This window comes from Brevundimonas sp. (genome assembly GCF_051858995.1).
GTDB lineage: Bacteria > Pseudomonadota > Alphaproteobacteria > Caulobacterales > Caulobacteraceae > Brevundimonas.
Genome location: NZ_JBHYGN010000001.1, coordinates 473130 through 494096 on the forward strand (window position 1 = coordinate 473130; position 20967 = coordinate 494096).

Genomic DNA, 20967 nt, shown 5'->3' on the forward strand with positions numbered 1-20967 from the left:
CTAGCCCCACGGGCCCTTGTGGACCGTGCTGTCGGAGACCGGAACCGAGGTCGTCGTCGGACGCTGCGGCGCGACTTCCGCCACGACCGGGCGCGGGGCCGGGCGGCGTCCCATCTTCACCGCCAGATCCATCAGGGCGCGGACGCGGTTGCCGGTGGCCGGATGGGTCGAGAACAGGTTATCCGCACCCTTGCCCGCCAGCGGGTTGATGATGAACAGCTGGCCCGAGGCCGGATTGCGCTCGGCGGTGGGGTTGTGGATGCGGTGGGCGTAGGCCTCTATCTTTTGCAGGGCGGAGGCGAGGGCGTTCGGATCGCCCGCGATCTCGGCGCCGACGCGGTCGGCCTCGTATTCGCGCGAACGGCTGATGGCCATCTGCACCAGACCCGCGGCCATGGGGGCCAGGATCATCAGGGCCAGGGTCCCGAGGATGCCGCCCGGGCGCTCGCGATCATCGCCGCCCCCGAAGAAGAGGGCGAAATTGGCCAGCGCCGCGATGGCGCCGGCGATGGTGGCGGTGACCGTCATGGTCAGGGTGTCGCGGTTTTTCACATGCGCCAGCTCGTGCGCCATCACGCCCCGGATCTCCTCGCGCGTCAGCATGTCCAGCAGGCCGGTGGTGGCGCAGACGGCGGCGTTCTGCGGATTGCGGCCGGTGGCGAAGGCGTTGGGCTGGTCGTTGGGGATGATAGCGATCATCGGTCGCGGCATGCCCGCGTCGCGCGCCATCTGCAGGGTGTCGGCGACATAGGTGCGCACCACTGCGTTCGGATGGCTCTCGTCCACCGGCTGGGCCCGGTACATCTTCAGCACGATCTTGTCGGCGTTCCAGTAGCTGAACAGGTTCATTCCACCGGCGAACACCAGCGCGATCAGCATGCCGGTCGCGCCGCCGATCAAATAGCCGATGCCCATGAATAGGGCGGTCAGCGCGGCCAGCAGGACGAAGGTCTTCAGGTGGTTCATCGAAATCCAACAGTGACGGTGGCGGGAAGAAACCCGCCTTCCCAATTTGCGAATTGCAACGCATTGGCTCAAGGCGAGGTCGCTGTGACCGATCATCCCACCCCGCAACCCGAAGTCGCCCCGCTGGATGAGGCCGAACCGGCCCCCGTCTTCAATGCGGACGTGCCCCACGCCACCCCCTTGCGCCCCCTGAGCGAGGTCGCGCGCCGCGCCCTCCTGGAGGCGGCGGATCGTCGCGCCGCCGCCGAACAGGCCGCCCTGGACACCGAGCACGGCGGTCCGCGCGGTCCTGAGCCCACCCGCTACGGCGATTGGGAGAAGAAGGGCATCGCGGTCGACTTCTAGGCCGCGAACGAAGCCCGGCGAACAGCGTTAATCCTGGGCTTCAGGAGACGCCGCCCATGATCCGCCTCATCGCGCCCCTCGCGGGCCTTGCCCTTCTGGCTGTGACCGCCGCCGCCTCGGCCCAGACCTATGCGCCGTCATGGGGCCAGCCGGTCTATCTCGACGGCTGGGGCCGCCCGGTCGGTGGGACGCCGCTGTCCGAGGTCCAGGCCCGTTCCTATGCCGGGACCGGGCGCTGGGCTGACGGTCATTCGGACCGCCCTCACGTCTATGTGCCGCGCTGGGCGTCCGGATTGGGGTACGGCCATGGTCCGGGCCGCTATCGCGCGCCGCGTCCTGATCAGGGCTATCGCGATGAGTGGGGCTACAATGATGACCGCGCCCGGCCGGGGCGGCAGGGTTATGTCGATGGCCGCCGTCCTCGCCATGACGACGGGCCCGACGTCTATTTCTACGATCGCTGAGGCCGGGCAGGGTTAATTTTCACCCTCTCAGGCGAAACGCGGGGGCAGAGCTCCCCCTGCCGGTGCAAGGCCGGGTCAGGCCTGGATGACGCGCGCCATAACGGCTCCTGAAACGGAGTCCGTGACATGCGTATGCTCACCGCCGCGGCCGGCGCCGCCCTGCTGATCCTCGTCGCCTCGCCCGCCGACGCGGGCGATCGTCGTGGCGGCGGTCACCAGCCCCAGCCCCCGACCCCCTGCTGCCATGGCGGCGGAGGCGGTGGTCATGGCCCGCGTCCGCCCGCGCCTCCCTACGGCGGCAACACCAACGTCAATGTGAACGTCAGCGCCTCGGCCCAGGCCAGCGCCTATGCCTCGGCGGGCGCGTCTGCGCGCGGCTATCTGAACGCCCGCACCTATGATGTGGGCGGGTCTCGCGGCGGCTACTCGGGGGGCGGCAGCGTCTATGTCGGCGGCGGCTACGGCGGCGACGCGGGCGGCTACTACGCCGGTGGTCCGGCGGTCTATGACGACCGGGTGCTGGATGCGCCGCCCTGTCCTTCGGCGCCGTTCGGCTACATCGTCACGGGCTTCGGACGCGACGACTACCGGCCCTCGCGCTGCGGCTATCGCTATGAAGGCTCGGGCTATGATCGCGACGGCCGCTATGGCTACAGCGAGCGCCACGACCGCTACGAAGGCTATGCCGAAAGCCGCTACGAGGTCCGCGAGAGCTATAGCGAGCACAGTGCCTACGAGGAGGGCTATATCCGCGAGGATGGCCGTCGGTATGAAGATCGTCGCGACTGCCGCTGCGATGAGGACCGTCCGTCCGCGCCCTATCCGCCGGTCTATCTGCCTGAGCCGCCGCGCTATGAGCCGCCGCATCACGCCGCGCCGCCGCCTCCGCGCGCCCACCGGCCCCAGCCGCCGCGCCGCCGCGCGCCGCCGCGTCAGGAATACCGTCAGGAGCCCGGCGAGCGGGGCTGAGCCCTAGATCGCGACGCCGTTGATCGATTCGATGATGGCCGAGGCCGCCAGCAGCGGGTTCTCGGCTCCGACCACCGGACGGGCGACGACCAGATGGGTCGCACCGGCCTCCAGCGCCGCGCGCGGGGTGGCCACGCGCTGCTGATCGCCCTTGTCCGCGCCTTCGGGGCGGACGCCGGGGGTGACGATCAGGAAGTCCGGACGACCGACCTCCAGCGCGATCTCGCGCACCCGGGCAGCTTCCAGCGGGCTGGAGACCACGCCATCCACGCCGCATTCCAGCGCCTGCCGCACACGCCGCTCGACCAGCTGGGCGGCGGTGTAGCCATAGCCGATGTCGGCCAGGTCGACGTCGGACAGGCTGGTCATCACGGTGACGGCCAGCAGTTTCGTGCCTGATCCGGCGGCGTCGCGGCCCTTGACCGCGCCTTTCATCACCTGCGGCTCGGCATGGACCGTCAGCAGGTCGCAGCCGCCCTCGGCCACGGCGCGGGCCGCGCCTTCTACCTGGGCTCCGATGTCGTGCAGCTTCCAGTCCTGGAAGACCATCTTCCCGGCGGCCTTCAGCTCGTGGGCGAAGGCCACGCCGCCGGGCCGGGCCAGCAGGGTCAGGCCGATCTTGTAGGAGCTCACCGTCGCCCCCAGCCGCTCGACCATGGCGCGGGCGGCGTCCAGCGAGGGCAGGTCCAGGCCGACGATCAGGCGCGGGTCGGTGAGCACGGGCGTCATTCGTCGATCTCCTTGCCCGCCGGGGGTGGACGCGCGCGCGCGGGTCAGCCCTTATGGCGGATTGAGTGAATTGGGGGCGAGGTCAGCACATGGACGCGGTCGATCTGGGGGTCAACCTGTTCGTGACCCTGTTCGCCCTGTTGGACCCGATCGGCAATATTCCGATCTTCGCGGCGGCGACGGCGGGGGCGACCCTGCGCCAACGGGTCTCGGTTTCGGCCCTGATCTGCCTGTTCGCGGCGGTCTTCCTCGGCTTCTTCTTCTTCACAGGTTTGGGTCTGCTGCAGTTCTTCGGCATCTCGCTGGCGGCGTTCCGCATCGCCGGCGGCGTGCTGCTGCTGTTGCTGGGTCTCGACATGGCGCGCGAGGACTTCATCGCCAGTTTCGCCGACAAGGACGCGGCCAATGATCTGAAGGACGTGCGCGGCTACGCCAAGCGGCGCTTCCAGCGGCTGGTCGTGCCCTTCGCCATTCCGCTGATGATCGGCCCGGGCGCCATCTCGGCCATCATCATCCAGGCGGGCGAGGCCGAGAAGATCGGTCCGGCGGGCACGGCGGCCTCGCTGGTCGCCATCGCCGCCGCCTGCGTGGTGTCGTTCATCAGCTTCGCCCTGACCGGTCCGATCGGGCGCATCCTGGGCGATGTGGGGCTGGCCATCGTGGTGCGGGTGCTGGGCCTGATCCTGTGCGCCCTGGCGATCCAGTTCATCCTCATGGGACTGGGCGAGGCCCTGCCGGGCATCATCAGTTCTGGGGTGACGACGCCCTATCCCAGCGGCGGGCACTGAGTAAAAAGGGGCGGGGGCCATGGACGGATCGACGGGGGTGAAGCCGTTCCGAACGCCGGAGACGCAGAGGCTGGACGCCTTCGTCGACGCGGCCTTCGCCTTCGCCGTCTCCCTGCTGATCATCGGCGGCAGCGAGCCACTTCAGTCATTTGCGGATCTGGCGACGGCGCTGGCGCGGATCCCGGCCTTTGTCTTCGGCTTCGCCCTGATCGCCCTGTTCTGGTCGGCGCACCGGACCTGGTCGACCCTGACGCCGGTGCGCACGGGCTGGACGACCTTCCTCAGCCTGGCCGTCGTGTTCGCCGTGCTGGTCTTCGTCTTTCCGCTGCGGCTGCTGGCGGAGACGGCCACCCACTACATTTCGGGGGGCGTGCTGCCCGGCGGAGGGCTGATGTCCAGCCTGACGGACCTGAGCTGGACCTATGTCATCTACGGCGTGGCCTTCGCCGTCCTGTCCGGGCTGAACGCCGCCCTGTTCACCCATGCCGCGCGGGCGTTGCGCGGCGGCGAGCCTCTGGCGCTTCGCGCCGGGACCCAGTGGGCCACGACCTGGACCATCGCGGCCGCGACCGGCCTGATCTCGGCCCTGATCGCGTCCACGCCCCTGCTCAGGATCGCGCCCTGGCTGCCGGGCGTGGCCTATAATCTGATCCCGGTCGGGGTCGGCGTCGTGACCTGGCGCAATCGCCGCAGCTAGAGGCCCAGGGCGGTGCGGATGTCGCGCCAGTCGATGTATTTGAAATTCTGGTTGCCGACGTCGTTGACGTCGTCCTGAACCACCACCACGCCTTCCGGGAAGCGGGCGCTGACGCGGCCGCCCAAGGCGTCCAGCCCATCGGTGCCGGTGACGCCGTCGATGGCGCCCTGCTGAACGACGAAGCGGCCCTTGTACTCGGGCGTGGCCCCGTCGATGCGCCAGACCGGGAAGGTCGAGTCGCCCTGGCTAGAGCCGATCAGATAGCGGGCCGCGCCGTCTGCGAGGACGGTCAGGCCTTCCGCGTCGGCGACCAGAACGCCCGGAGCGATCGGCTGGATCAGGGTGCGGGTCGCGCCCGAGGCGGGGTCGAGGTCATAGCGCCAGACGCCGACGTTCTCCTCGGCGATATAGATGGTGTCGGTCGCCTCGTCGGCGGCGCAGCCTTCCGAGATCGAGCCGATCTCGGTCGTGCGGACCAGACGGGCGGACGGCTGGCCGTCGGCGCCGACGGTCAGGACGAACTGGCGCAGTTCGCCTTCATGGCCGACCAGAATGGCGTGCAGCTCTGCGCCGCGACGGGCGAAGCAGAAGCCGTAGGGCTCGACCACATCGGTGGTGACATTGCCCCAGGGACGCACGCCGTTGTCGCCGGTCCCGGCCGGGTCGAACAGATACAGGGCGATGCCGGTCTTGCCGGGTGTGCGGTCGCTGGCGCCGAACACAACCTGCGGGCGGCCGCCGACGCTCAGGCCCTCGGCCACGTCGACATTGTTCAGCAGGCCTTCCGGCAGGAACTGCAGGATCGCGCCGTCCAGACCGTAGATATAGAGACCGGCCTTCTTGTCCGTGCCGGCGACGAAGGCGTCCACGCTGGCGCCCTTGATCGAGACCGGCGCGGCCGAGGCCCAGACCGCGGGATCGTCGGCGGCGTCCTGGCCGGGCAGGCCGACCGGCGGGGTTTCGATGACGGCGTGAACCGGCGCGCCCTGGCCGACGACGCCTTCGCCCTCACCCTGGAAATCGACTTCATGGGTCGCGCAGGCGGCCAGCAGGGCTGCGGCGGCGACGGTGACAATCAGCGTCCGGACAGTCATTGCGCCCTCCAAGGCTTGAATGGGCGCGCCAGATCACGCGCTGCCGCGAGGGGTCAAGCAACGCACGATGACGGTCCGGCGTCAGTTTCGTGACGAACCATCCGCCCAGCGATCAAACGTCACAACGTTGTTCGAGAATCGAGAAGTCAGCGTCGCCGTTTCGTCGCCGGATCGTTGCCGGTTCCCGTTAAGCGCGGCCTCCAGCCCGAGCTGAAATGTCGCCGGGGATGGGGATCATCGAAATGAAGTTGCGCCTTCTTGTGAGCGTCAGCGCTCTGTCGCTCGCTGTGGTCAGCCCGGCAATGGCCAAGGCGGATGACGTCGCCGCCGCTGTCGCCGCCAATCCGACGGTTTATGGCCGTATCATCAACGCGGACGGCGCGCCGCTCGCGGGGGCTGAAGTCATCGTCCGCGGCTCGGGCGCCCGTGTGGTGTCGGACGCCAACGGCCAGTTCATCCTGAACGTGGGACAGGGCGAAACGACCTTCGACGTCCGTTACATCGGCCTGCCGAACGTCAGCCGCACCGTGTCGGCCACCGGTGGCGAGGCTGTCAGCCTGTCGGTCACCCTCGGCGGTTCGGATGCGACCGATCTGGGCGAAGTCATCGTCACTGGCGTGATCACCGACGGCATCGCCCGCTCGCTGAACCAGCAGCGCAACGCTGACGGCACCATCAACGTCCTGTCGGCTGACGCCATCGGTCGCTATCCCGATCCGAACGTCGCCGAGTCGCTGCAGCGCGTCGCGGGCATCGCCATCCAGCGCGACCAGGGCGAAGGCCGCTACATCAACGTCCGCGGCGCTCCGTCGGCCTTCACCGCCGTGTCGGTGGACGGCGTCGCCGTTCCGGCCGTCGATCCGGGCACCCGCGCCGTCGATCTGGACACCCTGCCCAGCGACATCGTCTCCAACATCGAGGTCTCCAAGACCCTGCTGCCGAGCCAGGAAGCCGACTCGATCGCCGGCGCCGTCAACATCCGCACCCGCTCGCCGTTCGACAGCCGTCGCCTGGCGCTGAGCGGCTATGCCGGCGGCAGCTACAACGATTACGGCGGTGAGGACGTCCGCGCCGGCGCGACCGTTTCGAACGTCTTCGGCGCGGACGGCCAGTTCGGCGCCTTGCTCTCGCTGAGCTACTCCGAAACCAACCGTCGTCCCGAGAACGTCGAGAACGCCTGGACCGAGGAAGACGGCGTCTTCGTGCTCGAGGAAACCCTCTTCAAGCAATACGAAACCCAGCGCACCCGTCAGGCCCTGACCGGCGCTCTGGAATGGCGTCCGTCGGATCAGACCCGCCTGTTCGCCCGCGGTTCGTTCGCCCAGTTCGAGGATGATGAGTACCGCAACACCGTGATCCTGGCCTACGCCGACGGCACGCTTCAGGCCGGCGCGACCGACACGACCGCGACCTGGAACGGCGCCCGTATCTACCGCAACCTGCGTCACCGCACCCAGAACAACGAGATCACCACCCTGGTCATCGGTGGCGAACATACGTTCGAAAACGGCATGACCTGGGACGCCGACCTGTCGTGGGCTGACAGCGAGCAGACCTATCCGCACCGCGACGAGCTGGTCTACCGCTCCAGCGCGACCACGCTGAGCTACGACACCAGCAACCACTACGCCCCGACCTATTTCTACGCTCCGGGCAATCCGATCTTCGGTCCGACGGCGACCGGTTTCTTCGCCACGCCGACGAACTTCTCGTTCCGTGAGAACACCTTCCGCGCGAACACCACCAAGCAGGAAGACATCGCCTTCCGCACCAACCTGGAGGTTCCGAGCCAGCTCGGCGGCCTCGACGTGAACTGGAAGTTCGGCCTGAAGTTCAGCAGCCGCGACGTCAGCGCCGACGAAGAGCGTCAACGCAACCGCGACGCCTCGGCGAACCCGGGCGCCCTGGCGACCCTGTGGGGCACGGATCAGGGCCGGAATTTCGGCTACATCCTCGGCACCCAGTACGACAACGGCCTGGTCGATGCCTATCTGGCCGCCGCCCGCGCCGCCTCGCCGCGCCGCATGCCCGACTCGCTGACCGCCGACTACGAAGCCCAGGAAGACATCCTGGCCGGTTACGGTCAGGCCCGCTTCGACATCGGCTCGACTAATGTCGTCGTCGGCATGCGCGTCGAGCAGACCAACTTCGACGGCTCGGCGCCGACCGTCATCGACGGCGCGATCTCGAGCGCCTCCGTCAGCCGTGACGACACCGAGTTCTTCCCGAACCTGACCATCCGTCACAGCTTCAGCGACAACCTGATCGGTCGCTTCGCCCTGACCCGTTCGATCTCGCGCCCCGAGTTCAGCCAGATCGTTCCGCGCCGTATCGAGGAAACCGACGGCACCGACATCACCTATGAGATCGGTAATCCGGATCTGCAGCCGACCCTGTCGAACAACCTCGACATCGGCCTGGAGTACTACTTCGCCTCGCTGGGAGTCGTGTCGGCCAACGCCTTCTATAAGGACCTGACCAACTACCGGTACATCCTCAACTACGAGGAAGAGGTCACGATCGGCGGCGTCGTCTTCGACGCCGAGTTCGAGACCCCGATCAATGCGCCTGACGGTCACCTGATGGGTCTGGAGCTGAACTGGCAGCAGAAGTTCGGCTTCCTGCCGGGCTGGATGTCGGGCTTCGGCGTGTTCGCGAACTTCACGGTCACGGACGCCGAGATCAAGACGGCCCAGAGCTACGGCGGTCGCGACACCTTCGCCCTGCCGGGTCAGTCGGACACCAACTACAACGCCGCTTTGTTCTACGAGCTGAACGGCTTCTCGGCCCGCCTGTCCTACACCAAGCGCAGCGATTATCTGGAAGAGATCAACGCCAACACGGCTGATCTCGACCTGTATGTCGAAGGCCGCGAGCAACTGGACCTCACCGCCAGCTACGACTTCGGCAACGGCGTGGAACTGTTCGGTGAAGCCAAGAACCTGACGGACTCGGCCGGCATCCGCTACTACGGCTCGCGCGAGCGGACCTATGAGTACGAGAAGTTCGGCTACAACGTCTTTGTCGGCGTCCGCTTCAAGCTCTAAGCGGGTCGACAGGCTGAAAGCGGGGGCCGGGCGGAAACGTCCGGCCCCTTTTTCATATCGCTGCCGGAAAAGGTTAACGGTCAAGCTGGACCGTACCGATAACCTTGATTAGGTCGCCTTGGGGGCGAAAGGCGGCCGTAGCGGTTCGCCGTTTGCAAGGTGTCTCCCGAACCGGCGCGACGGCGCCAGAACGGGACAGTCAGGTCGAATGTTTCTCGAAGGCCAGATCAATTGGATGTGGGTGCTGGGCGCGGTGGCGGCGGTCGGCTGGGTCATCGGGCTGGTCGCGCTCTGGTTCGCGGTCAAGAACCGGGGTCACCACGTTGACGCCTCGGGTCAGCTGGATCTCGTCCAGCGCGTGGCCGAGGATTCGCAGAAGCGCCTGTTCGAAACCCTGAACGCCATTCCCGTCGCCCTGGTCGAGACCGACAAACAGGGCAAGTTCGTCTTCGCCAACCGCGCCGCACACCAACTGCTGGGCCGTCGTGACGCCGAGCTGATCGGCCTGCGCTTCCACTCGGCCACCTGGGGCATCACCTTCCCCGATGGTCGCCCGGTGCCGCCGGACCTGCTGCCCAGCGCCCGCGCCCTGCGCGGCCAGACGGTCAAGGGCTTCCACCATCTGATGGCCAATCCCGCGACCCGCAAGAAGATGCTGGTCTCGGTCACCGCCATGCCGATCGAGAACGAACTGGGCCAGATCACCGGCTCGACCGCCGCCATCGTCGAGACCGAAGGCCTGCAAACGCCGGAAGTCCAGGCCCCCGAGACCGTCATCCTCGAGAGCGACCTCACCCGTCGGGTGTTCGACGCCGCGTCCAGCGCGCTCGTCGTCGTCGCCGCCAGCGGCGTGGTGCGTGAAGCCAATCGCACCGCCCTTCTGGTGCTGGGCCGCGACGCCGCCGAGGGCGACTTCGCCGACCTGTTCCTGGCCGAGGATGAGCGGGTCGAGGGGCGTCAGGCCCTGCGCGCCGCCCTGTCGGCTCCGGCGGGCGAGGCCGAGGCCTTTGTGTCCCGCAATGGGGCGCCGGAAGGCATCCGCTGGTCCATGCTGCCCCTGACCGACGCCGAGGGTCGGGTCGACGCCCTGCTGCTGGCCGGCGAACGCGCCGAGCCGGCGGTTGAGGAAGCGGTCATTGAGACCGTGGTCGAGGCCCCGGTCGAAACCATCGCCTTCGCGCCGATCCCCGAACCGAACCCTGAGCCGGTCGTTGAGGCTGAGGTCGAACCCGCCGCGCCCGCGATCTCGGAAGAAGAGGTCACCGCCCTGCGCGATGAGGCCGAGAGCGCCCGCCGTCAGGCCGAGGACGCCCTGGCCGCCGCCGCCGCGGCGCGCGAGGACGCGGAGACCGCTCGCGCCGTCGCCCGCAAGGCGCAGGAAGACGCCGAACTGGAACTGCAGGGCGGTCGTCGGATGGAGAGCGTCGGTCGCCTGACCGGCGGTCTGGCCCACGACTTCAACGCCCTGCTGGGCGTGATGACCGGGGCGCTCGACATGATGCTGCGTCAGGCCGATGACCCCGCCCGGGTGCGTCGTCTGGGGCAGGCCGCCTTGGCCGCCGGCCGGCGGGGCGAGCAACTGACCCGCCGCCTGACCGCCTTCTCGCAGGGCGACGACACTCCGGTGTTCCAGACGCTGGACGCGGGCGTCCTGCTGCGCGGCATGGAAACCCGTCTGCGCGCCATGGCGGGGCCCGAGGTTGATCTGATGATCGAGGGACCCTCGACCGCGGCGCCGGTGCGTCTGGATCCCGTCGCCTTCGAGGGCGCGGTCCGGGCCCTGACCCAGAATGCGGTCGACGCTGTGGGCGCGAAGGGATCGGTGGCGGTTCGGCTGGAGACCCTGCTGGAAGGCGGGCTGCGGCTCAGCGTGCGCGACACCGGACCTGGCATGGACCGGGAACTGGCCGCCCGCGCCATCGAGCCCTTCTTCACCACGCGCGAGGGCGCGGCGGGTCTGGGCCTGTCGCAGGCCTATGCCTTCGCCCGCCAGTCGGGCGGCGTCCTGTCTATCGATGATGTGCCGGACGGCGGGGCGGAGGTGTCCATCACCCTGCCGCAGGCGATCGCCGAGCCGGAACGCCAGAGCGCCTGACCAAGGCGCCGATCAGGCGGCTATCGACGTTCGACGTACCGGGTGTAGGGTGGTTAACGCCGAACCCGGAGACCGGTCATGAAGCTGCTGCGTTTTGTCGTCGCCCTCGCCATCCTGGGCTATGTGGGCTGGCTGGCCTGGCCCCTGCTGTCGCCCCTGATCGAGGGAGGGACGGCGGACATCGGCGCGATGCGGGCCGAGGCGGACGCCGCGACCGGCGGTGATCTGTTCGGCTTCATTCCGGCCTGGGCCCTGTGGGCGGGCGCCATCGCCCTCTATCTGGGCGCCGCCCTGATGCTGGGCGCGGGCAACACCAAGGCGTCGGTGGCCTATTTCCTGGGCTTCATCGCCGATGCGGCCCTGCGCCTGGCCATGGATCGCGGCGGCGGCAATGCAGACATCGCCGCCCGCGCGGCGTCTCCCGCCAGCGATTTCCCGGTCGATCCGCTGTGGCTGATCCTCGGCGCCCTGTTCCTGCTGGGCGTGCTGGTGATCGTGGCCGCTCGGCGTCAGCGCAAGCACCGGATTCCGGGCCAACTGTCCTTCTGATCCCAACGGATCGTCACCATATGCCTGTGGATGGTTGACCCCTGCGGGGGCGGCGCTAGGTTCCGCGCGCCTTCCCCCCGCCCAGACAGAGCATATAGAGAGATCCCATGGCCGAAGCCGCTTCCTATGACGTCGTCATCATCGGCGGTGGGCCGGGCGGCTACAACGCCGCGATCCGCGCGGGCCAGTTGGGCCTGAAGGTCGCCTGCGTCGAGATGCGCGACACCTTGGGCGGCACCTGCCTGAACGTCGGCTGCATGCCCTCCAAAGCCCTGTTGCACGCCTCGGAACTGTTCGAGGTCGCGACCAAGGAATTCCCCAAGCTGGGCATCACCGTCGGCACGCCCAAGGTCGACCTGTCCCAGATGATGGCCCAGAAGGCCGAGAGCGTGACCGGCCTGACCAAGGGCATCGAGTTCCTGTTCAAGAAGAACAAGGCCGACTGGATCAAGGGCAAGGGCAAGATCACCGGCCAAACTCCCGAAGGCTTGGGCCAGGTCGAGGTGACCGCCGCCGACGGGACCGTCACTCAGCTGACGGCCAAGGACATCGTCATCGCCACCGGTTCGGAGCCCACCCCGCTGCCGGGCGTGGACTTCGTCGAGGGCAAGGTGATCGACTCGACCGGCGCCCTGTCGCTGCCGTCGGTGCCGAAGAAGCTGATCGTCATCGGCGCCGGCGTGATCGGGCTTGAGCTCGGCTCGGTCTGGCGCCGTCTGGGCGCCGAGGTCACCGTGGTCGAGTTCCTGGACAAGGTCGGCGCCGGCATGGACGCCGAGGTCGCCACCGCCTTCCAGCGCGGCCTGACCAAGCAGGGCATGACCTTCAAGATGGGGACCAAGGTCACCTCGGCGAAGGTGGCCAAGGACGGCGTGGTCCTGACGCTGGAGCCGGCCGCCGGCGGCGCGACCGAGACCCTGACGGGCGACGTGGTGCTGGTCGCTATCGGCCGTCGTCCCTACACCGCCGGCCTGGGCCTGGAGTCGGTCGGCATCGAGACCGACAAGCGCGGCTTCCTGGCGAATGACCACCTGAAGAGCGGCAAGGACGGCATCTGGGTGATCGGCGACGTGACCCATGGCCCGATGCTGGCGCACAAGGCGGAAGAAGAGGCCGTCGCCGTGATCGAATACATCGCGGGCAAGGCTGGCCACGTCGACTACGACCTGGTCCCCAGCGTCATCTACACCGGTCCGGAAGTGGCCTGGGTCGGCAAGACCGAGGAGCAGCTGAAGGCCGCGGGCGTCGACTTCAAGAAGGGCAAATTCCCCTTCACCGCCAACAGCCGCGCCAAGATCAATCACGAGACAGAGGGCTTCGTGAAGGTTCTGGCCGACTCCAAGACCGACAAGGTCCTGGGCGTCCACATCTACGGCCCGCAGGCCGGTGAGCTGATCGGCGAGGCCTGCATCGCCATGGCCTTCGGCGCGGCGGCGGAAGACATCGCCCGCACCTGCCACGCTCACCCGACCCGTTCGGAAGCGGTCAAACAGGCCGCCATGGGCATCGACAACTGGACGATGCAGGCCTAACCGCCCAGCTCGTCCTCCACGGTCCGCGTCGTTTGACGGCGCAGGCCGTGGAAGGCGACGCGGTTGCCGGGGAAATCCAGCGTCACCTGCCGGAACCGGCCCAGCAGGTCGGCGCCGATCAGCAGGGCGGGCTGGTCCGCCAGCTCCAGCGTGCGGAAGCAGTGCAGGTCGGCAAACAGCAGGGGCGTCATGCCCAGCCGAGACAGGCCCAGTCGGATGTCATCGACCCGCGCGAGATCGGCGGACAGGGTTTGGCCCGTCACCCCGTACAGCTGAACCTGCCGGGCGAAACGGACCCCGTTTGGGCGACGCGCGGCCACGGCCCGACGCAGGGCCGTATTGCCGATCGAATATTGCGCCCCGCTGTCGACGAAGGCCGCTGTCGGCACGCCCTCGACCAGGGTCTGGCCCAGGATCAGCTGACCGAACCGTCCCCGCACCGAGCGGACGCTGTCCCGGCGCAGGCGCGAGCCGGTGCCCATCTCCTGCCCGCCCATGATGACCCGCATGCCCCGCGCGCTGAGGCTGGCGGAGCGGCGCAGCACGTCGAAGCTGAGCCGGTACTGGCCCAGGACATCCAGACCCAGCAGACCGTCGGCGCCCAGCTGATCGCGTGGGAAGACCGGGCAATGCAGATCGCGGAAGGTCAGGCCGCGCAGCATCATACGTTCCACCGGCACGCTGTCGGTGCGGGCGGCGGCGGTGATCCCGTGCACGATCAGCGGTCCAGCGGACGGCAGGGCCAGGGCGGCGGCCACGGTGTCGGACAGGGCCGTCACCCCGGCGCCGGTGTCGATCACGAAGGTGAAGGGCCCCTGCCCGTTGATTGTCACGCTGGCGCCGACGCGGGTGAACAGATTGGCCAGCAGGGGAATGGGACCGGGATCGTCGGAGGGCGCCGGGTCCTGCGTGGCGATCCGTGCGAAAGCCGGCGGCCCGAAGGCCGCGACGGCGCCCAGCCCGGTCAGGAGCAGGCGACGATCCGGAGCCGGAAAGCGGTGCGAGGCCAGCGACGTCTCCCCTGATACGTCCCTTGTTTTCCGCACATTAGGCGCCGTTCACCCGCTCTGGCGAGTCTACGCGACCGCCGGTCGCTGAGGGGTCAGGCGCGGGGGTGGGCCGCCGCATAGGCGTCGAGCAGGTGGGCGGCGTCGACGGCGGTGTATTTCTGGGTCGTCGACAGGCTGGCGTGGCCCAGCAGCTGTTGGATGGAGCGCAGATCGGCGCCCGCGCCCAACAGGTGGGTGGCGAAGCTGTGGCGCAAGGCGTGAGGCGTGGCGCTGGCGGGCAGGCCGAGTCGACCCCGCAGCCGCTGCATGGCCGCCTGCACCTGACGCGGGCCCAGTGGGCCACCCCGGCGGGCGCGGAACAGGGCGTCGGTGGGTTCCAGTGGGAAGGGCAGCAGGGCGAGGTAGGCGTCCACCGCCTCGCGTACGGCGGGCAGCACCGGGGCCATGCGCGTCTTGTCGCCCTTGCCGGTGATCCGCAGGGTCTCGGGCAGGGGGGCGTCGGCGCGGGTCAGGGACAGGCCCTCCGAAATCCGCAGGCCGCAGCCGTAGAGCAGGGTCAGGACGGCTCGGTCGCGGGCGGCCTCCCACGGCTCGGCGTCGGGATCGGCCTCGGTCTCCTCCAGCAGGCCGCGCGCCTGATCCTCGGTGACGGGGCGGGGCAGGGAGGGCTTCAGTTTCGGCCCGCGGACCAGCGCCAGTTGCGGGGCGGGGGTGTCGAGCCGCCGGTCGAGGAAGCTGTGGAAGGCCCGGATGGCCGACAGCGTCTGGCTGATCGAGCGGGCGTTCAATGGATGATCGCCGCTACGGCGCTCGGCCAGGTGCGCCCGCACCTCCGCCGCCGTGATGGCGCCGAGGTCCTTCAGCCGCTGGGGCTCGCCCCGGTGGCGTTCGAGAAAGGCCAGATACAGCCGGGCGATATGGCCATAGGCCTCCAGCGTGCGGGGCGACAGCCGCCGCTCATGCGCCAGATGCTCCAGCCAGGCGGCCAGCGCGTCGGAGGCGGTCAGTTGAGGATCGGCCATCGTTCGGCCGTGCGTTCGACCACCCGGGCGATGAAGGCGACCAGTTCGCAGCCCATGGTCGGGGTGAAGCCGTCTTCTTCGGGCGAGCCGAAGGCGCAGATGGCGTGGCGACCAGGCGTGTCGTCGCCGGGGAAGTGCGGGGCCATGCGGATCAGGGCGACCGACTTCACCTCGTCCTCGGCCGCGCCGAACAGGTTCAGCCCGTCGAAATTCGGCCCCAGCCAGGTCAGGCCGTGCTCGCCCAGCAGGCCGTCGACGCCGCCGGCGTCCAGCGCCTTCCAGCCGAACGGCACGCCGCCGGGCTTCTCGATGGCGATGGCCGCGCCGGCCAAGCCGAACCGCCCTTGCGCCACGGCGTCTAGACGTCGCGCGAGGTCGGAGGGGTTGCGGGATTCCATCAGGTCCAGAGCCGCGACGTGGGTCTGGGTCTGGGCGGCGAAATTGGCCCGGGCGATGGCCTCGATGCGCTTGCGGGCGTCGGCCTCGCGTTCGGCGGCCTCTTCCAGCCGGGTCAGGGCCGCCTTGCCGAATTCCACGACGTTGCGGCCCGTCGCCTTCAGCCCCAGCTCTTCCAGCAGGGCCCGGTCGTCGACCAGATGGGCGGCGTTCGCCTGCAGCCAGACGCGGACGTCCGGCCAGTGAAGCTCATCCGGCTTCGAAAACAGATCAGGCGATACGCTCACAAACCTCTCCCCGAGGCGCAGTCTTGGACAACCGGCGTCGGGGAGGGTGAGTGTCGATCCTTACAGGATCGACTGGCCCGTCTTGCCCCAGTCCGCCAGGAAGGCATCAAGCCCCTTGTCGGTTAACGGGTGTTTGACCAGCGCCTTGAAAGTGTCGGCGGGCAGGGTGGCGGCGTCGGCGCCGGCCAGGGCCGCGGCCGAGACGTGGCCCGGATTACGCAGGCTGGCGGCCAGGATCTCGGTTTCGAACCCGTGGATATCGTACAGGGTGCGGATTTCTTCCAGAAGGCCGACGCCGTCCGCGCCGTGGTCTTCCAGACGGCCGACGAAGGGCGAGATGAAGGTCGCCCCAGCCTTGGCGGCCAGCATGGCCTGGGCGGCCGAGAAGCACAGGGTGACGTTGGTCTTGATGCCCTTGTCCGAGAAGTTCCGCGCGGCGCGCAGGCCATCCCAGGTCAGCGGCAGCTTCACGACCACGTTCGGGGCGATGGCGGCGAGCTTGTCGCCCTCCTTGACCATGGTCTCATAGTCGGTCGCGACGGCCTCGGCGGAAATCGGGCCCTCGACCAGGGCGCAGATTTCAGCGATGACCTCGGCGATGTTGCGCCCGGACTTTGCGATCAGCGTGGGATTGGTGGTCACGCCGTCGACCATGCCGGTCGGCAGCAGGTCCTTGATGACGGCGACTTCGGCGGTGTCGAGGAAGAGTTTCATGGGCGGGCTCTTTAGCGGCGTCGTGCGAAATTTGCGAGACATGATCCTTCAATGAAGGTGGCTTCTGTCCTCATTCCCCTGCCGGTGCCCGAGGCCTTCGATTACGAGGTGCCCGAGGGGCTGGATGTGGCGCGTGGCGATCAGGTCGCCGTGCCGCTGGGCCCGCGCCTGATCCGGGGCATCGTCTCCGAGGCGCGCGAGACCACGGGCACGAACCGTCGGCTGAAGGCGCTGGACCATGTGCTGGACGATCCGCGCCTGCCCGAACGCACCGTGGACTTCGTCGAATGGGCCGCCCGCTGGACCCTGAGCGCGCCGGGCGAGATGGCGTCAGCGGCCCTGAAGGGGCTGCGCGCGCCGCGTCCCCGGCCCGAGCGCCGGGTCCGTCGCGTCGGCGTCCGCCTGCCCGCCCGTCCGACCGCCGCCCGCACGGCGGTGCTGGAAGCCCTGGGCCAACGCTCAATGCCCGGTCCCGAACTGGCCCGCGCGGCCGAGGTGTCGTCGGGCGTGGTGAAGGGGCTGCTGGACGAGGGGGTGCTGGAGGTCATTGAGATCGAAGCCCTCGCCGCCTTCGATCCGCCCGACCCGGACCACGCCCCCGCCGACCTCAATCCGGATCAGGCCGCCGCCGCCGAGGCCATCGCCGAGGCGGTCGGCTCGCGGGGCTTTGCCCCCATGCTGCTGGACGGGGTCACCGGCTCGGGCAAGACCGAGGCCTATCTGGAAGCCGCCGCCCGCGCCCTGAAGGCGGATCCGGCGGCGCAGATCCTCATCCTGCTGCCCGAAATCGCCCTGACCCAGGCCCTGATCGAGCGGATCAGCGCCCGCTTCGGCAGCGCGCCCGCCGAATGGCACTCGGGCGTCGCTCCGCCGCGCCGACGGCAGGTGTGGGAGGCGGTTCAGGCCGGGCGTTGCAATATCGTGGTCGGCGCCCGTTCAGCCCTGTTCCTGCCCTACGCCAACCTGCGCCTGATCGTGGTCGATGAGGAGCATGACGGTTCGTTCAAGCAGGAGGAGGGGCTGGTTTATCATGGCCGCGACCTCGCTGTGGCCCGCGCCCGGATCGAGAGCGCGACGGTGGTGCTGGCCTCGGCCACGCCGTCGCTGGAGACCCTGTGGAACGCCCATCAGGGCCGCTATCGCTGGCTGAAGCTGGGCGCCCGCCACGGCGCGGCGGTGCTCCCGGACGTTCAGTTGCTGGACCTGCGCGCCGCTCCGCCCGACCCCCAGACCTGGCTGTCCCAGCCCCTGCGCGAAGCCATCGGCGCGACACTGGCGCGGGGGGAGCAGACCCTGCTGTTCCTCAACCGCCGAGGCTATGCCCCCGTGGTCCTGTGCCGGGTCTGCGGCCACCGGCTGACCGCGCCGGACACCGACAGCTGGCTGGTCGAGCATCGCTACACCGGGCGGCTGGTCTGCCACCTGACCGGCTTCTCCATGGCCAAGCCCAAGGCCTGCCCCTCCTGCGGCGCCGAGGACAGTCTTGTGCCGGTCGGACCGGGGGTCGAGCGGGTTGAGGAAGAGGTGCGCAACCTCTTCCCGCAGGCGCGGACGGCTGTCTTCAGCTCTGACACCGTGCCGGACGGCAAGTCAGCCCGCGCCCTGATCCAGTCCATGGCGGACGGCGAGATTGACATCCTTGTCGCGACCCAGGCGGCGGCCAAGGGCCACAACTTCCCCCTGCTGACCCTGGTCGGGGTGGTGGACGCAGACCTGGGCCTGCGCGGCGGCGATCTGCGGGCGGCCGAGCGGACCTTCCAGCTTTTGACCCAGGCCACGGGTCGGGCGGGCCGGGCGGACAAGCCGGGTCGCGCCCTGTTGCAGACCTGGACGCCCGAGCATCCGGTGCTGATGGCGCTGGCGGCGGGCGACCGAGACGCCTTCGTGGACGCCGAGATGGCCGAGCGCGAGGCGGCCTCCCTGCCGCCCTACGGTCGTCTGGCGGCGCTCATCCTGTCCGGCGAGAACCCGCAGGCGGTCGAGAAGCTGGCCCGTGACCTGGCCGAGGCCATTCCCAACGCCGAGCGGCTGGAGGTCTACGGCCCCGCCGACGCCCCGCTGGCCCTCGTTCGGGGGCGTCGCCGCAAGCGCCTGCTGGTCCGGGCTGATCGCGACGTGGATTTGCAGGGCTTCCTGCGCGTGTGGCTCAGCCGGGTGAAGGTGCCGGGGTCAGTCCGGCTGAACGTGGACGTGGATCCGTATTCTTTCTTGTAGGGCGCGTTTTCCTTCTCCCGATGGGAGAAGATGGCGGGGCGGAGCCCCGTCGGATGAGGGTCGGCTGCGCCAGTCGGCGTAAGCCGCCGCCCAAGGCGCTGCCGCGGCTCATCGCCGAGTGCAGACTAACGACCCTCACCCTTTCGCCTTGCCGATCGCTACGCTCCCGGAGGCTCAAGCCCTCTCCCATCGGGAGAGGGTGGATCAGCGCGGCCCGGTAATCCTGATCTCGAACAGGCTCGGCCAGTTCTTGCCGGTGACGAAGATGCGGCGGCCTTGCGGGTCCCAGGCGATGCCGTTCAGGACGTCGTCGGTGGGGTCCAGTCCGGTGCGGTCCGGCAGAAGGCCGGTCAGGTCGATGATGCCCTTCACCACGCCGGTCGTGGGGTCGATGCGGACGATGTAGTCGGTCTGCCAGATGTTGGCCCAGACCTCGCCGTCGATCCATTCCAGCTCGTTCAGCTGGCCGACGAGACGGCCGTCCAGGGTCACGGGGACCTGGCCGATGGGGGCGAAGGTGCGTCGGTCGAGGAAGCGCAGGTGCGGGCGACCGTCCGACAGGATCAGGCGCTCGCCGTCGGTGGTCAGGCCCCAACCCTCGCCGTCATAGGTGAACTCGCCCTGCGGGCTGAGGTCGACGGGGTTCCAGATGAAGCCCTTGCCGTCGGTCCAGGTGAGGCTGAGCAGCCGCCCGTCCAACTCGGTCAGACCTTCGCCGAAGATGGCCGGGTCCTGGGTGTGGCGCTGCAGGACGACGCCGTCCTCCAGCCGGACCTTGCGGATGGTCGAGGGCGAACGGCCTGTGCTTTCGTATAGCACCCCGTCCCGCCAGATCAGGCCTTGGGTGAAGGCGTGGGGATCGTGCGGATAGGTCCGCACCACTTCAAAGTCATAGATGGGAACGCTCGGCGGCGCCGGGGCCGGAGCGTAAGCCGGCGCCTGAGCTGCCTGGGCGGCGGGAGCCGGGTCCGGCGCAGGGGTCTGCGCCGGGGCGGCTGTGGGAAGGAGCAGGGCGGCCGCGAGAAGGAACAGCCGCCTCATGATCACACTCCCGGTTCGGCCGTCTCGGCCTTGTTGAGCTTGTCCTGATGGGCCTGTTCAGCGGCCGCCTTCCGCGCGGAGGACCGGCGGGACAGCATGTTCAGGCCCTCCACCATCGCCGAGAAGGCCATGGCTGCATAGATGTAGCCCTTCGGAACGTGGACGCCGAATCCGTCGGCGATCAGCACGGCGCCGATCATCAGCAGGAAGCCCAGGGCCAGCATGACCACGGTCGGGTTCTTGTCGATGAACTCGGCCAGGGGGTCGGCGGCCAGCAGCATGGTCAGGACGGCGACGACGACGGCGATCATCATGACCACGACGTGGTCGGTCATGCCGACGGCGGTCAGGATCGAGTCGATCGAGAAGACCAGGTCCAGCAGGATGATCTGGAAGATGGCCGCGCCGACGTTGTTGATCACGACGTCCTTCTTGTCCTTCTCCAGAAGGTCGTGGGACGGGGTGGTGTCCGTGGCGTGGTGGATTTCCTTGGTGGCCTTCCAGATCAGGAACAGGCCGCCGGCGATCAGGATCAGGTCGCGCCAGCTGAAGGCGGTGTCGAAGCCGGGTTCACCGTGGCTGTTTACGGCGCCCTGGATGCCCAGGTCGAAGACGGGGGCGGTCAGGCCGACGATCCAGCCGATGGTGGCCAGCAGGCCCAGGCGCATGACCAGCGCCAGGCCGATGCCGATGCGGCGGGTGCGCTGGCGGTGTTCCGGCGGCAGCTTGTTCGACAGGATTGAAATGAAAATGAGGTTGTCGATGCCCAGCACCACCTCCATCACCACGAGGGTGATCAGGGCCGCCCACACGGTCGGGTCGGTGAAGAAGACGGAGAAGTCGAACATCGGTCGGTATTTTCCTGGAGCGTAGCGCTGAAACCCGTTTCTAACGTCGCGGTTGCGGGTGCGGCAATGCGGCCCAATGTGGCGGCCCGTCCCGGTTGCGACGGGAGTGCAGGGGTGCTATCAGGCGCCCGGCTGAGCCGGAGGGCGCGTTACGGAACGC

The 20967-nt window shown here is 68.8% G+C and carries 19 protein-coding genes; 10 read left to right on the plus strand and 9 right to left on the minus strand.

The features are described 5' to 3' along the window. Positions 1 to 966 carry a zinc metalloprotease HtpX gene (gene htpX / locus ACTIEF_RS02415; RefSeq protein ID WP_439470592.1) on the minus strand — a complete coding sequence of 322 codons (966 nt, stop codon included), beginning with the start codon at positions 964 to 966 and terminating at the stop codon, positions 1 to 3. Between the two features lie 84 nt (positions 967 to 1050). Between htpX and ACTIEF_RS02420 the strand changes: the two genes are divergently transcribed. From ACTIEF_RS02420 to ACTIEF_RS02430, 3 genes are all read left to right on the plus strand, one after another. Further along, positions 1051 to 1311 carry a DUF1674 domain-containing protein gene (locus ACTIEF_RS02420; RefSeq protein WP_439470593.1) on the plus strand — a complete coding sequence of 87 codons (261 nt, stop codon included), beginning with the start codon at positions 1051 to 1053 and terminating at the stop codon, positions 1309 to 1311. 56 nt (positions 1312 to 1367) lie between these two features. After that, positions 1368 to 1775, plus strand: coding sequence for a hypothetical protein (locus ACTIEF_RS02425; protein ID WP_439470594.1), 408 nt, complete (start codon positions 1368 to 1370; stop codon positions 1773 to 1775). 126 nt (positions 1776 to 1901) lie between these two features. After that, positions 1902 to 2744, plus strand: a complete 843-nt coding sequence (locus ACTIEF_RS02430; protein ID WP_439470595.1) for a hypothetical protein — start codon at positions 1902 to 1904, stop codon at positions 2742 to 2744. Between the two features lie 3 nt (positions 2745 to 2747). On the opposite strand, the gene pyrF is transcribed toward ACTIEF_RS02430, so the two are convergent. Beyond that, positions 2748 to 3464 (minus strand): orotidine-5'-phosphate decarboxylase, encoded by a 717-nt coding sequence (gene pyrF / locus ACTIEF_RS02435; protein ID WP_439470660.1) that lies wholly within the window; start codon positions 3462 to 3464, stop codon positions 2748 to 2750. 98 nt (positions 3465 to 3562) lie between these two features. Between pyrF and ACTIEF_RS02440 the strand changes: the two genes are divergently transcribed. Beyond that, positions 3563 to 4261: a MarC family protein gene (locus ACTIEF_RS02440; RefSeq protein ID WP_439470596.1), complete on the plus strand. Its 699-nt coding sequence runs from the start codon at positions 3563 to 3565 to the stop codon at positions 4259 to 4261. Between the two features lie 19 nt (positions 4262 to 4280). Continuing rightward, positions 4281 to 4958 (plus strand): TMEM175 family protein, encoded by a 678-nt coding sequence (locus ACTIEF_RS02445; protein WP_439470597.1) that lies wholly within the window; start codon positions 4281 to 4283, stop codon positions 4956 to 4958. Here ACTIEF_RS02445 and ACTIEF_RS02450 read toward each other — a convergent pair. Continuing rightward, a complete protein-coding gene (locus ACTIEF_RS02450) occupies positions 4955 to 6052 on the minus strand; it encodes a phytase (protein WP_439470598.1) in 1098 nt (365 codons plus the stop codon). The genes ACTIEF_RS02445 and ACTIEF_RS02450 overlap by 4 nt on opposite strands. Positions 6053 to 6294: 242 nt before the next feature. Here ACTIEF_RS02450 and ACTIEF_RS02455 point away from each other — a divergent pair, with 242 nt between their 5' ends. The 4 genes from ACTIEF_RS02455 (at position 6295) to lpdA (ending at position 13275) form a co-directional block, all read left to right on the plus strand. Then, the gene (locus tag ACTIEF_RS02455) at positions 6295 to 9099 is read left to right on the plus strand and encodes a TonB-dependent receptor (RefSeq protein ID WP_439470599.1); all 2805 of its coding nucleotides are present in this window, start codon (positions 6295 to 6297) and stop codon (positions 9097 to 9099) included. A 208-nt stretch (positions 9100 to 9307) separates the two neighbouring features. Then, positions 9308 to 11194 carry an ATP-binding protein gene (locus ACTIEF_RS02460; protein ID WP_439470600.1) on the plus strand — a complete coding sequence of 629 codons (1887 nt, stop codon included), beginning with the start codon at positions 9308 to 9310 and terminating at the stop codon, positions 11192 to 11194. 78 nt (positions 11195 to 11272) lie between these two features. Then, a complete protein-coding gene (locus ACTIEF_RS02465) occupies positions 11273 to 11743 on the plus strand; it encodes a hypothetical protein (RefSeq protein WP_439470601.1) in 471 nt (156 codons plus the stop codon). Positions 11744 to 11850: 107 nt separating this feature from the next. Next, positions 11851 to 13275 carry a dihydrolipoyl dehydrogenase gene (lpdA, locus tag ACTIEF_RS02470; protein WP_439470602.1) on the plus strand — a complete coding sequence of 475 codons (1425 nt, stop codon included), beginning with the start codon at positions 11851 to 11853 and terminating at the stop codon, positions 13273 to 13275. Here the strand turns inward: lpdA and ACTIEF_RS02475 are convergent. Genes ACTIEF_RS02475 through fsa form a run of 4 tightly spaced genes read right to left on the minus strand, consistent with a single transcriptional unit; the run spans position 13272 to position 16704 of the window. Beyond that, positions 13272 to 14321 (minus strand): retropepsin-like aspartic protease, encoded by a 1050-nt coding sequence (locus ACTIEF_RS02475; RefSeq protein WP_439470603.1) that lies wholly within the window; start codon positions 14319 to 14321, stop codon positions 13272 to 13274. The genes lpdA and ACTIEF_RS02475 overlap by 4 nt on opposite strands. A gap of 56 nt (positions 14322 to 14377) precedes the next feature. Continuing rightward, positions 14378 to 15307: a tyrosine recombinase XerC gene (locus ACTIEF_RS02480; RefSeq protein ID WP_439470604.1), complete on the minus strand. Its 930-nt coding sequence runs from the start codon at positions 15305 to 15307 to the stop codon at positions 14378 to 14380. Continuing rightward, a complete protein-coding gene (locus ACTIEF_RS02485) occupies positions 15289 to 15990 on the minus strand; it encodes a DUF484 family protein (RefSeq protein WP_439470605.1) in 702 nt (233 codons plus the stop codon). Before ACTIEF_RS02485 ends, ACTIEF_RS02480 begins: the two co-directional genes overlap by 19 nt. Positions 15991 to 16050: 60 nt before the next feature. Then, complete coding sequence (gene fsa, locus ACTIEF_RS02490) at positions 16051 to 16704, minus strand: fructose-6-phosphate aldolase (protein WP_439470606.1); 654 nt, start codon at positions 16702 to 16704, stop codon at positions 16051 to 16053. 51 nt (positions 16705 to 16755) lie between these two features. Between fsa and ACTIEF_RS02495 the strand changes: the two genes are divergently transcribed. Beyond that, complete coding sequence (locus ACTIEF_RS02495; RefSeq protein WP_439470607.1) at positions 16756 to 18918, plus strand: primosomal protein N'; 2163 nt, start codon at positions 16756 to 16758, stop codon at positions 18916 to 18918. Positions 18919 to 19122: 204 nt separating this feature from the next. On the opposite strand, the gene ACTIEF_RS02500 is transcribed toward ACTIEF_RS02495, so the two are convergent. Both ACTIEF_RS02500 and ACTIEF_RS02505 read right to left on the minus strand, forming a co-directional pair. Further along, positions 19123 to 19959, minus strand: coding sequence for a glutaminyl-peptide cyclotransferase (locus ACTIEF_RS02500; RefSeq protein WP_439470608.1), 837 nt, complete (start codon positions 19957 to 19959; stop codon positions 19123 to 19125). 2 nt (positions 19960 to 19961) lie between these two features. Continuing rightward, on the minus strand, positions 19962 to 20807 hold the full coding sequence (locus ACTIEF_RS02505; protein WP_439470609.1) for a TerC family protein: 846 nt from the start codon (positions 20805 to 20807) through the stop codon (positions 19962 to 19964). Between the last annotated feature and the right edge of the window lie 160 nt (positions 20808 to 20967).

Bases quoted from the DNA above. Each gene is read 5' to 3' on its own strand.
- htpX (WP_439470592.1), bottom strand. From the start codon at position 966: ATGAACCACCTGAAGACCTTCGTCCTGCTGGCCGCGCTGACCGCCCTA.
- ACTIEF_RS02425 (WP_439470594.1), top strand. From the start codon at position 1,368: ATGATCCGCCTCATCGCGCCCCTCGCGGGCCTTGCCCTTCTGGCTGTG.
- ACTIEF_RS02430 (WP_439470595.1), top strand. From the start codon at position 1,902: ATGCGTATGCTCACCGCCGCGGCCGGCGCCGCCCTGCTGATCCTCGTC.
- ACTIEF_RS02440 (WP_439470596.1), top strand. From the start codon at position 3,563: ATGGACGCGGTCGATCTGGGGGTCAACCTGTTCGTGACCCTGTTCGCC.
- ACTIEF_RS02445 (WP_439470597.1), top strand. From the start codon at position 4,281: ATGGACGGATCGACGGGGGTGAAGCCGTTCCGAACGCCGGAGACGCAG.
- ACTIEF_RS02450 (WP_439470598.1), bottom strand. From the start codon at position 6,052: ATGACTGTCCGGACGCTGATTGTCACCGTCGCCGCCGCAGCCCTGCTG.
- ACTIEF_RS02455 (WP_439470599.1), top strand. From the start codon at position 6,295: ATGAAGTTGCGCCTTCTTGTGAGCGTCAGCGCTCTGTCGCTCGCTGTG.
- ACTIEF_RS02460 (WP_439470600.1), top strand. From the start codon at position 9,308: ATGTTTCTCGAAGGCCAGATCAATTGGATGTGGGTGCTGGGCGCGGTG.
- ACTIEF_RS02465 (WP_439470601.1), top strand. From the start codon at position 11,273: ATGAAGCTGCTGCGTTTTGTCGTCGCCCTCGCCATCCTGGGCTATGTG.
- lpdA (WP_439470602.1), top strand. From the start codon at position 11,851: ATGGCCGAAGCCGCTTCCTATGACGTCGTCATCATCGGCGGTGGGCCG.
- ACTIEF_RS02480 (WP_439470604.1), bottom strand. From the start codon at position 15,307: ATGGCCGATCCTCAACTGACCGCCTCCGACGCGCTGGCCGCCTGGCTG.
- fsa (WP_439470606.1), bottom strand. From the start codon at position 16,704: ATGAAACTCTTCCTCGACACCGCCGAAGTCGCCGTCATCAAGGACCTG.
- ACTIEF_RS02495 (WP_439470607.1), top strand. From the start codon at position 16,756: ATGAAGGTGGCTTCTGTCCTCATTCCCCTGCCGGTGCCCGAGGCCTTC.
- ACTIEF_RS02500 (WP_439470608.1), bottom strand. From the start codon at position 19,959: ATGAGGCGGCTGTTCCTTCTCGCGGCCGCCCTGCTCCTTCCCACAGCC.
- ACTIEF_RS02505 (WP_439470609.1), bottom strand. From the start codon at position 20,807: ATGTTCGACTTCTCCGTCTTCTTCACCGACCCGACCGTGTGGGCGGCC.